Here is a 10679-nt window from a genome sequence, read left to right as displayed (position 1 = left end):
CGCCCATCCGGTGGCCGTGACCACCATCGTTTCCACCGATATGGCAACGCCCATTGCAGCCAAATATGGTGTGGAACTGCGCCGCACCCTGACCGGCTTCAAGTTCATCGGTGAGCAGATCGGTCTGCTGGAGGCCGAAGGCCATGTGGAGCGCTACCTCTTCGGCTTTGAGGAAAGCTACGGCTATCTGTCCGGCGGCCATGTGCGGGACAAAGACGCCGTGAATGCCGTCATGCTGGCCTGCGAGGCGGCTGCCTACTATGCCGCCCGGGGCATGAGCCTGCTGGACGCCGTAAATGCACTGTATACGGAATACGGCTGGTACCGCAACGCGCTGCACAGCTTTACCTTTGAGGGCGAAAGCGGCATGCATATCATGCAGGGCATCATGGCAGGGCTGCGCGCCGAAACGCCCGCCGAAATTGCCGGTTACCGGGTGACCGGCTGCACCGACTACAGCGCCGACGGCACCGGCCTGCCCCGTGCGGATGTTCTGGAATACCGCCTGGAGAACGGCGCCAAACTGATGGTGCGCCCCTCCGGCACGGAACCCAAGATCAAAGTGTACCTGTCGGCCGTGGCAGACAGTGCCGAAGCCGCTGACGCCATCAATGCAAAGCTGGCTGACGCTGCAGCCTGCTGGATGAAGGGGTAATTTGTATGGCAGTTTTTCCACATGATTTTCTCTGGGGCGCAGCTTCCGCCTCCTACCAGATTGAAGGCGGTGTCCGGGAAGGCGGACGCGGCGCCAGCATCTGGGACACCTTCTCCCACACACCCGGCAAGGTTGCCCGGGACGAAAACGGCGATGTAGCCTGCGACAGCTACCACCGTTGGGCCGAAGATGTGGCCGCCCTCAAGGCCATGGGCCTGCACGCCTACCGATTCAGCATCGCCTGGCCCCGCATTGTACCGGACGGGGACGGTGCTCTCAACGAAGAGGGCTTTGCCTATTACGACGCACTGGTGGACGCCCTGCTGCAAAACGGCATCGAGCCCTATGTGACCCTCTACCACTGGGATCTTCCCCAGGCGCTGGAGGACCGGGGCGGCTGGCAGAATATCGAAACCGCCCGTGCCTTCGGCCGTTACGCGGCGGCGGTAGCCGCCCATTTTCGCGGCCGGGTCCGTCACTGGTTCACCATCAATGAAATCGCCTGCGTGGTAGGATTGGGCTACGGCAGCGGAATCCACGCCCCGGGACTGCGCCTGCCGCTGGAAGGGCAGTTTGTCTGCTGGCAGCATGTGCTCTACGCCCACTGCCTGGTGGAACAGGCCCTGCATGCAGCCGACGCCGCTAACCGAGTAGGATTTGCTTCCACGGGGCGGCTGTGCTACCCCGTCAGTGATACGCCCCGGGACATCGAAGCCGCCCGCCGCCTAACCTTTGGCAGCCCCGACGACGACTGGACCTTCACCCACCAGATGGCACTGGACCCGCTCTGCCTGGGGCACTGGCCCCAGGAGGATGTGGGCCCGCGGCTGGCAGCCTGCATGGCGGCCGTCCCCCAGGAAATCACCGATGCCCTCCCCTTTGGCAAACCGGATCTGTTGGGGCTGAACATCTATAACGCCCAGCCCGCCCGCATGGGTGAAGCCGGCCCGGAATATGTCCGCCGCCCCACCGGATACCCCCGCACGGCCCTGGGTTGGCCCGTAGAACCGGACAGCCTGGACTGGGGGCCGTACTTCATCGGGCAGCGGTACAACCTGCCCATGTATATCACCGAGAACGGCTTGTCCTGCAACGACAAGGTCTATCTGGACGGCAAGGTGCATGACGCCGACCGCATCGACTTTACGGCCCGCTACCTGCAATCACTGGCCCGGGGCATTGACCGCGGGGCTGATGTGCGCGGGTACTTCCACTGGTCCCTCATCGACAATTTTGAGTGGTACAGCGGCTATAACGAACGGTTCGGCCTGTACTTTATGGATTACGCCACCGGCGCACGCATCCCCAAGGACAGCGCCGCCTGGTATGCCCATGTGGTAAAGACCAACGGCGTCTACCTGTAACCCCTGCGGCGCCGGAACCGGCAACAAACATTTTGCTTTTCCCCACTTACTTTTTCCCTCATAAAAAGGCAGCCTTACGAAAATCGTAAGGCTGCCTTTTGTTTTATCATAGAAGAGAAATTCTATTGTATTTCAGAGAATCCACCTTTCATCGCTATACTTTTCCCCGCAGGCAGTATATCCTTTTTGCGGATAGCATTCTGCATGGTTCCTTTATCCGTTGTGCTGCAGTTCCCGCCAGTGCGACGGCGTAACATGATAGAGGTGTTCGAACTTCTTGTAGAAGAATCCCAGGTTGTCATACCCGACCTTTTGGGCGATTTCGCACACCGGCAGGTTGGTATTGCTTAAATAAAAGCAGGCCTGGCACATTCTTTGCAGAATGATCAGTTCCTTGAAGGAGCGGCCCGTTTCCTTTTTGATATAGGCGCTCAGGTAATTGGGATGGAACCCGAAAATCTGTGCCGTTTCCTGCAAGGTTGCGGTGAGATAATGGTTTTCGATATAATCGAGAATATCCACGATTTTCCAGCGGGTGCCCGGGTCCCCGGAAAAGGTCTGGTTTTTGTACTGACGCAAAATTTCGCAGAAGAGCAGTACCATGTAGGCATCGATCATCTTATCGCTGCACAGGCCCGGGTCATAGGATTCACACAGGATATGCTGGATGATCCCGTGGATGGGGTTTTCCTCCCGCTTTTTGAAGAGCAGATACTGGTCATGGGCAGCATTCTGTGACAAAGCATTCATAAGAAAGTTGTTGATAATGCCGTTGTTGCCCAGGCGCTGCAAAAAGCCGCGGGTCAGATAGTCTTTCTGCATTTCAATGGTGATGACAATATCCTCCGCCCCCAGATAGCCGATACTGTGGGGGACCTGTGTATCCAACAGGCAGATGTCCCCCTGCTGCATGGTCACTTCGCGGCCATCGATCATCTGGGTACAATGCCCGGCATAGACATAGACGAACTCGATCACCGTATGGATATGTTCCGGTATATGCGTGAACCGGGACTCCTTGTTTACGCAGACGTATCGGTTTTCCAGCAGAGTTTTGAACCGGAACAGGTACATTTCCCGCCCGGCAAACCAGGTGCGGGCAATTGCCTGGTACCGGGGCGAAAGGACCTGCGGACCTTGCTGCAAGTGCCAGCGTTCCGACTCGGTATAAGTATTCAAAAAGCGGTCCAGCTCCTCCAGTTTCATGGCAATTCTCCTCCTTTGGCTCATTATATAATATTAAGTTTGGTAAGTAAACAAGTTTTGTGAGGAAATTGAAAGCTTTGCACGGCTGCGCTATCATAAAGACAGAAAAGCGCTGAACAGACTATTCCGCCAGCATGCAGGGGGAATACCAACCATCCATCCGCAGCAGAAATCTGCGGATCAGCGGCAGATGTAGAACGGTCACTGTTTTGGCCAACGTACCGTTGCGCCGTTGTACAAAATCACAAAGGGGAATCAGTATGCAAAACGCATCCAACTACGAATACGGCAAGATGTGTTCCGACATCCTGGACGCCATTGGCGGCGCCGGGAATGTAAAAAATGTTTTCCATTGCATCACCCGGCTGCGTATTGTGCCCGTCAACCGGGATCTGGTGGATATGGACAAGCTCAAAAACATCAGCGGCATCATGAAGGTTCTGGAATCCAGCGGTCAGCTGCAATGCGTCATCGGCACCACCGTACCGGAAGTGTACGCCGATTTTCTGGCCATGACCGGCGCAGCCGCCGGGGGTGAGGTATCGCCGGAACCGGCAGACAAAGGGGAAATTGAAGAGAAGAAGCCCAATCTGCTGACCCGCGGTCTGAACACGCTGGCGTCCTGCGTTACGCCGGGTCTGTACGCCATTGTTGCCGGCGGCATGATCAAAGGTGTCATTTCGCTGCTTACTTCCCTGGGGCTGTTCCCGGCAGACAGCGATATCATCACGGTTCTGGAAGCCGTGGGCGATGCGCCTTTCTACTTTATGCCCTTTATCATTGGTTACGCAGCCGCCAAGCGCTTCAAAATCAAGGAGATCTTCGGCATTATGGTGGCCGGCATCCTGATGTACTCCACCTTCCTCTCTCCGCCGGAAGGTGTCACCAGCTACTCGTTCGGCCTCTTTGACATCCCTGCCTACAATTACAAAGGGTCCATCTTCCCGGTGATTTTGTCCGTGTGGATCTTCTCTCTGTTTTACCATCTCATCGACAAATACATGCCCAAAAATCTGCGCATCGTATTTTCCGGTTCGCTGGCGTTCTTAATTTCCGCCCCGCTGTTCCTGGGTTTTGCCGCCCCTCTGGGCAACTGGGTAGCCAACATCATGACGGGCGCCTTTGCCTGGCTGTTCAACAACGCCGGACCTTTGGCAGGTGCCCTGTTCTGCGGCATTGTGCCCCTGACCATCATCTTTGGCATCAAGGGCTGGTCCGCCATTGAGCTGAACAACCTTGCCACTTTGGGCTATGACTTTATGCTGCCCAACTTCTTCTACTCCAACCTGGCAGTATCCGGCGCCGTGCTGGCCTACGCCCTCAAGCTCAAACGGGGCGAAGCCAAATCCGCCGCCATCTCCACCGGTTTGGTCTGCATCCTGGGTATCACCGAACCTGCTTTGTACGGCATCGCCCTGCCGGAGAAAAAACCGCTGGCCGCCGCCATGGCCGGTGGCGCCATTGCCGGTGCGGCCGCCATGCTGCTGGGGGTCGTAACCTACGCCTTCTCCATGCCGGGCATCACCAGCATTGCCACCTATATGGACGGCACCAACAACTTCCTGATGCTGCTTGTGGTCATGGTCATTGCCTGGGTCAGTTCTTTCGTGATTTCTTTCCTGCTCAACAAAAAGGAGCAGTAACACTGTGCAAAAATAACGGGAGGTAGTATAATGAAAACCGGATTTCCTGAGAATTTTCTGTGGGGCGGCGCCATGGCGTCTTCCCAGGCCGAAGGCGGCTGGGATCAGGGCGGCAAAGGACTGGACACCCAGGACCTGCGCTATTTTGACCCTGCCTGGACCCGTGAGGAGCGTGCCAAAAAGGAAAACCGCCGCATGAGCGACGCCAAGTTCCGGGCGGCTTTGACCACCGACGACACCGTGCATTATCCGTTCCGCCATGGTATTGATTTTTACCATCGCTGGCGGGAGGACCTGGACCTGTTCCAGGAACTGGGCATCAAAGTATTGCGCACCTCGTTGTGCTGGGCCCGCATCTATCCCAATGGCGATGACCCCACCCCCAACGAGGAAGGGCTGCGCTTTTACTGCGATCTTTTCGACGAATGTCACCGCCGGGGTATCAAGGTGTTTGCCACCATGCTGCATTACAACATCCCGGTCAATCTGGTGCAGAAATACGGCGGCTGGAAAAGCCGCAAGACGGTGGAATGCTACCTGCGTTACACCCGCACCCTCTTTGAACGGCTGGGGGACCGGGTAGACTACTGGCTGCCCTTCAACGAATTCAACGCCGGAAAATTCAACCCCTACAATGGCGTCTGCCTGGTAGAGGATCAGGAGTCCGACTATCAGAACGCCATCTTCCAGTGCCTGCACAATCAGTTCATTGCCAACGCTCTGACCGTAAAGCAGGGGCACGAGATCCTGCCCGGCAGCAAGATCGGCGGCATGATTGCCCGGTTTACCACCTACCCCGCCACCTGCAAACCCGATGATGTGATGCAGATGATCCTGGATGACCAGTATTCCAACTGGTTCTATCTGGACGTGATGGCACGGGGGCATTATCCGGCATACATGGACCGCTATTTTGCCCAGCAGGGAATCCACATTCAGATGGAACCCGGTGATGCGGACATTTTGCGTGAAAACACCATCGACTTTGTATCCTTCTCCTACTATTTTTCCCAGGTATCCACCACCGATCAGAGCTGGGAAAAGACCAGCGGCAACCTGATCATGGCCAACAAAAACCCCTATCTGGAAACCAGCGAATGGGGTTGGCAAAAAGACCCTGTGGGACTGCGGGTGACCCTGAACCAGGTCTACGACCGTTACCAGCTGCCGGTCTTCATTGCCGAAAACGGTCTGGGCGCCAAGGATGTGGTGGAAGAGGACGGTTCCATTCACGACCCCTACCGCATCGACTACCTGAAGGCTCATGTGGAACAGATGAAAGAAGCCGTCAAGGACGGTGTGGACTTGATCGGTTATACCATGTGGGGATTCATCGATCTGGTTTCCTGCGGTTCCATGGAGATGAGCAAGCGCTACGGCGTAATCTATGTAGACCAGGACGACGCAGGCCACGGTACACTGGCCCGCAGCCGTAAAGAGTCTTTCTACTGGTACCAGCGGTGTATCCGCTCCAACGGCGAAACGCTGGACTGAGCCAAAATTCTATCGGGAGGCCCCCATGAACGAAAAGACGATCAATGTTTGCCGTGCCTATGCCGATGCCTGCCGCGCGGAACAGCGCGACCTGCTGATGGCGCTGGGTAAAATACCTGCCCCCACCCGGCAGGAGGACTTGCGAGCTGCTTTTTGCCGGGACTGGCTGCAGGCCCAGGGCGCACAACAGGTACACATCGACGCTGCCAAAAATGTAATCTGTCAGTTAGGTGCCCCCGATGCCCGCGATCTGATCGTTTTTGCCGCCCATACCGACATCGTTTTTCCCGACCTGGAAACACTCCCCATGCGCGAAGAAGGGGGCAAGCTCTTTGCCCCCGGTATCGGGGATGATACCGCGAACCTAGTAAACCTTTTGTTGGCGGCCCGGTACCTGATCCGGGAAAAGCCCTCTCTTCCCTGCGGAGTTCTGGTCGTAGCCAACGCCTGTGAGGAAGGGTTGGGTAACCTGGACGGAACCAAGGCCCTGTTTGCCGCTTACGGCACCCGCATCCGGGCGTACTATTCCTTTGACATGTATCTTCCCGTATGCTGCCATGATGCAGTGGGTTCATATCGCTACCGTGTCACCTGCCGCACACCGGGCGGACACTCTTACAGCGACTTTGGCAACGCCAACGCAATCCGCCTGCTTTGCGGTCTGGTGGAGGAGCTCTACCGCATTCAGCCGCCGACCCGTGCCCGCACCACCTACAATGTGGGGCGCATCGAAGGCGGCACCACGGTAAACTCTATTGCCCAGCAAGCAGAGTTGCTTTACGAATTTCGTTCTACCGACCAGACTTGCCTGGAAGAGATGGACCGCAAATTCAAAGCAGCACTGGAGCACTGGCAGCATCGCGGCGGCACGCTGGAAGCGGAATTGCTGGGCGTACGCCCCGGCAATGGTCCTTTGGACCCGCAGGCGCTGGCCCGCTTTACCGACCACAGCATCCATGTGATCCGCACTCTGACAGGCCGGGAACCGGACCTGACTCCCGGTTCTACCGACAGCAACATTCCCCTGTCTTTGGGCATTGTGGCCAATACCATCGGCACGGTGGAAGGCGGCCGCCCACACACACGTCAGGAATGGGTAGACCTTGAAAGTCTGCACACCGGCCTGCAGGTGGTCCTGGCCCTGATGTTGGAACCCGGCACTTTTTAACATAACTTTACGGCTCCTTGGGCTTTGCGCCCGAGGAGCCTATTTTCTTTCTACGCTCCAAAGTCCGCTGTCGGAAGTATCGGCTTTCGTTTTTCTGGCCGTCTTTTTACTGAGTCTTTGTATATTCTAAATTCCAAATAGAGAATAAAATCATGCTGCGTCCCCGGACAAAGCAGTATTTTCCCGATAGTCTGCCAACTCTGTTTTTGGTTTTCCGTTGTCGCCTTCGCAGCGGTTCTTGTCCCCGATGGTGCACCAGCTCTACTTCCCGGATTATAGCAATAAAAAAAGAGCCTTACGTTTTCCGTAAGGCTGCGTAGCGGGAGCATCTCTACCCCCGGCACGTTCTGCACGCTTTCCCATTCCCCGGGGACTCTCCCGCGGGCTAACCAACAGTCCTGCGGACTGTTGGTTCCGGCACTGCGGTGCTATCTTAGGCTCATATACCGCTTCCAGTATCATCCGCAACACTTCCTGCACCAATTTGTCAGTAAAGGTTGGTATACCTAAGGGACGCAGCTTTTTGCGGTTATTCTTCTTCTGGATATAGGTTCGCCTCACCGGCATGGGCTGATAGGTTTCATCCGCCAATGCTTTGATAATACTATCTATTTTGGCTTCACTGAAACCGTCCGCCGTATCCTCGTTTACTCCTTTTGTTGCCGCACCGTTGTTGGCATACAGGTTTTTGTATGCCACAAAGTAGATGTCAGGACGCAGCAGATAGCGATACAGTTTTGTAAATACTTCTTCTTTATTTGCAAGTGAGTTTTGACTGATTCTTGCTAAAATTTCCGTTGTTGGTTTCATGTGAGGTTTTCCTCCCTAATCAACTTCTAATTTTAGTGCGCAATAACCGTGCCCCTTCGCCATGTAAGGGTCATTACCCCTCTCGGACTACTACGAGCACTCCGTACCCATGCAGGATTTTCAGGCTCCAAAGCCATAGCCGCTTTTTCATTCCCCCTTTCATGCGGCACTCCTGGTTAGGGCATCCCCGGTTAGCAATGAGACTTGGTAAATTCGGATTCTCGGTATCGCTTTCGCTTCGTTACCATAATGCCCACCAACGGAACCATAACCACATCCTTGAACTGGATGCGCTGAATGAACCAAACGAAGATCCAAGTGCCCAGAATTGCTGTGGCAAAGGCGAAGATGGCACGGCTCCACAGGGTGGAGGCCGGCATAAACAGGAGCGCCAGCAAGATGCCGAACTGGGCCGAGGAGATGGTGGCCCCGGTGGTTGGGGACACGAATTTGTTGCTGCACAGCTGCTACATGATGAGCCCCGCCACGCTCATGCCAATGCCGGTACACAAAATGGCCAGCAGACGGGGCAGCCGGGAGATGATGAAAATCTCCAGCTGCTCAAAATTGCCCGCCAGAAGCTCGCCCGGCATCAGATCGATCACGCCTACAAACAGTGAGCAGCAGGACAAGACAAGCAACAGAGCCAAGAGAACTATGGTAGAACGATACGGTCTGATACAATCCTTCCCTTTCTTTCATGCGGTTAGCTATGGCTAACTGCTTTGCGAAAAAAGATGCGCAGCGGTGATTGGACTTACCATGCATCACGCACTGCGCATCGTGGGCTTATTATAGCACACGGAGTTAGTCATGTGCAACCGTGCAAAAAGCACAAGCTACCAAGCGGAAAGGATTCTTTTTTTATCCATTATGCGAATTGTTGCCCCGAGCGGACTGCGTCTGAGCAGTCAGCCGGCCCATGCTCCGCAGGCTGACGCCCAGGGTGGAGAGATTGTGCAGCGTGGCGGAGGTGGCGGGCGGCAGAACACCGGCCACACCAAGGGCAATCAGGGTGCCGTTGAAGCCGATAACGAAGCGGTAGTTGGAGTGGATGCGCGCCATCAGCGCCATGGCGATCCGACGCAGCTCTACAAGCTCCCAGAGGCTGTCAGCGGCAATGGTGATGTCCGCAATCTCCCGGGCGATGGCGGCGCCGTCGCTGATGGCAATGCCCGCATCCGCCTCGGATAAGGCCGGTGAGTCGTTGATGCCGTCGCCCACCATCAGGACAGTATGTCCCTCCCGACGGAGCCGTGCCACATACTCCGCCTTGTCCGCCGGAAGGACTCCGGCGCGGAAGTCATCCACTCCCACCTGGGCGGCAATGGCTGCGGCGGTGCGGTAGCTGTCTCCGGTGAGCATAACGGTACTGGTGACCCCCAGAGCACGGAGGGTGGACAGAACTTCCTTCGCCTCCTCCCGCAGCGGGTCGGAGATGCAAATCACGGCGGCCAGCTGCCCCCCTACTGCCAGATACAGGTGGGAATACTCCGGCGGCAGCGCATCAAAGCGTTCCTGTTCGCCCTCTGGAATGACGCAGCCCTCATCCTCAAAGACAAAGTGGGCGCTGCCGATGAGAACCTGCTCCTCATCGACGGTGCTTGCGATGCCGTGAGCCACCAGGTACTCCACCTTGGAGTGGTACTCCTCGTGGCGCAGGCCCCGGCGTTTGGCCTCCTCCACCACGGCGTTGGCCATGGAATGGGGGAAGTGCTCCTCCAGACAGGCGGCCAGCCGCAGCATTTCGGCTTCCTCTTTGCCGCCGAAGGACACCACCTGAGCCACCCGGGGGCAGGCGTGGGTCAGGGTGCCGGTCTTGTCGAAAACGATGGTGTCGGCGGCAGCCACAGCCTCCAGGAATTTGCCGCCCTTGACGGTGATGTGGGCGCGTCCCGCCTCCCGCATGGCGGAGAGAACGGCCAGAGGCATGGCCAGCTTCAGGGCGCAGGAGAAGTCCACCATCAGCACCGACAAAGCCCGTGCCACATTCCGGGTGAGGACGAAGCTCAGCAGACTCCCTACAAAGGTATAGGGCACCAGCTTGTCCGCCAGATTGGCAGCCTTGCTCTCAGCCTCCGACTTCATCTGCTCCGACTGCTCGATCATGTGAACGATCTGGTCATAGCGGCTCTGGCCGGAGGCTTGCTTTACCTCCAGCACACATTCGCCCTCCTCTACCACGGTGCCGGCATAGACCGCGCCGCCGGGACGCTTGGGTACCGGGATGGACTCTCCGGTGAGGGACGCCTGATTGACGGTGACCTCCCCCTCCAGCACCAGACCATCCACGGGGATGATGCCGCCGGCACGAACCACCACGGCGTCTCCCGGCTGGA

6 protein-coding genes and 3 pseudogenes are annotated in these 10679 nt (G+C 56.9%); 5 read left to right on the top strand and 4 right to left on the bottom strand.

Annotated elements, in window-relative coordinates:
* Positions 1 to 655: pseudogene (locus tag H6B10_RS09380) on the top strand (phospho-sugar mutase); the annotation flags it as partial.
* Positions 656 to 660: 5 nt separating this feature from the next.
* Positions 661 to 2019 (top strand): GH1 family beta-glucosidase, encoded by a 1359-nt coding sequence (locus H6B10_RS09375; RefSeq protein ID WP_204651362.1) that lies wholly within the window; start codon positions 661 to 663, stop codon positions 2017 to 2019.
* 213 nt (positions 2020 to 2232) lie between these two features.
* Here the strand turns inward: H6B10_RS09375 and H6B10_RS09370 are convergent, their stop codons facing one another.
* Positions 2233 to 3225: an AraC family transcriptional regulator gene (locus H6B10_RS09370; RefSeq protein ID WP_204651361.1), complete on the bottom strand. Its 993-nt coding sequence runs from the start codon at positions 3223 to 3225 to the stop codon at positions 2233 to 2235.
* A 260-nt stretch (positions 3226 to 3485) separates the two neighbouring features.
* Here H6B10_RS09370 and H6B10_RS09365 point away from each other — a divergent pair, with 260 nt between their 5' ends.
* The 3 genes from H6B10_RS09365 to H6B10_RS09355 are packed head-to-tail and all read left to right on the top strand — an operon-like array spanning position 3486 to position 7530.
* Positions 3486 to 4868 (top strand): PTS transporter subunit EIIC, encoded by a 1383-nt coding sequence (locus tag H6B10_RS09365; RefSeq protein WP_243427331.1) that lies wholly within the window; start codon positions 3486 to 3488, stop codon positions 4866 to 4868.
* Positions 4869 to 4898: 30 nt separating this feature from the next.
* The gene (locus H6B10_RS09360; RefSeq protein ID WP_204651360.1) at positions 4899 to 6362 is read left to right on the top strand and encodes a glycoside hydrolase family 1 protein; all 1464 of its coding nucleotides are present in this window, start codon (positions 4899 to 4901) and stop codon (positions 6360 to 6362) included.
* 25 nt (positions 6363 to 6387) lie between these two features.
* Positions 6388 to 7530: a M20/M25/M40 family metallo-hydrolase gene (locus H6B10_RS09355; RefSeq protein ID WP_204651359.1), complete on the top strand. Its 1143-nt coding sequence runs from the start codon at positions 6388 to 6390 to the stop codon at positions 7528 to 7530.
* 435 nt (positions 7531 to 7965) lie between these two features.
* On the opposite strand, the pseudogene H6B10_RS09350 reads toward H6B10_RS09355, so the two are convergent.
* The 3 genes and pseudogenes from H6B10_RS09350 to H6B10_RS09340 all read right to left on the bottom strand — a co-directional run.
* Positions 7966 to 8340 (bottom strand): annotated as a pseudogene (locus tag H6B10_RS09350) (group II intron reverse transcriptase/maturase); the annotation flags it as partial.
* Between the two features lie 191 nt (positions 8341 to 8531).
* Positions 8532 to 8972: pseudogene (locus H6B10_RS09345) on the bottom strand (iron chelate uptake ABC transporter family permease subunit).
* A 232-nt stretch (positions 8973 to 9204) separates the two neighbouring features.
* Positions 9205 to 10679: heavy metal translocating P-type ATPase (locus H6B10_RS09340; RefSeq protein ID WP_204651358.1), on the bottom strand; the 1475-nt coding region annotated here is incomplete at its 5' end.

It is taken from the genome of Gemmiger formicilis, assembly GCF_016901605.1.
Classification (GTDB): Bacteria; Bacillota; Clostridia; order Oscillospirales; family Ruminococcaceae; genus Gemmiger; species Gemmiger formicilis_B.
Note: the sequence above shows the minus strand (reverse complement) of the source record. Positions and strands in the feature narration are given on the sequence as shown.

What these genes read in the sequence shown, in the direction of transcription:
- H6B10_RS09365 (WP_243427331.1), top strand. Translation starts at nt 3,486, where the DNA reads ATGCAAAACGCATCCAACTACGAATACGGCAAGATGTGTTCCGACATC.
- H6B10_RS09355 (WP_204651359.1), top strand. Translation starts at nt 6,388, where the DNA reads ATGAACGAAAAGACGATCAATGTTTGCCGTGCCTATGCCGATGCCTGC.
- H6B10_RS09375 (WP_204651362.1), top strand. Translation starts at nt 661, where the DNA reads ATGGCAGTTTTTCCACATGATTTTCTCTGGGGCGCAGCTTCCGCCTCC.
- H6B10_RS09370 (WP_204651361.1), bottom strand. Translation starts at nt 3,225, where the DNA reads ATGAAACTGGAGGAGCTGGACCGCTTTTTGAATACTTATACCGAGTCG.
- H6B10_RS09360 (WP_204651360.1), top strand. Translation starts at nt 4,899, where the DNA reads ATGAAAACCGGATTTCCTGAGAATTTTCTGTGGGGCGGCGCCATGGCG.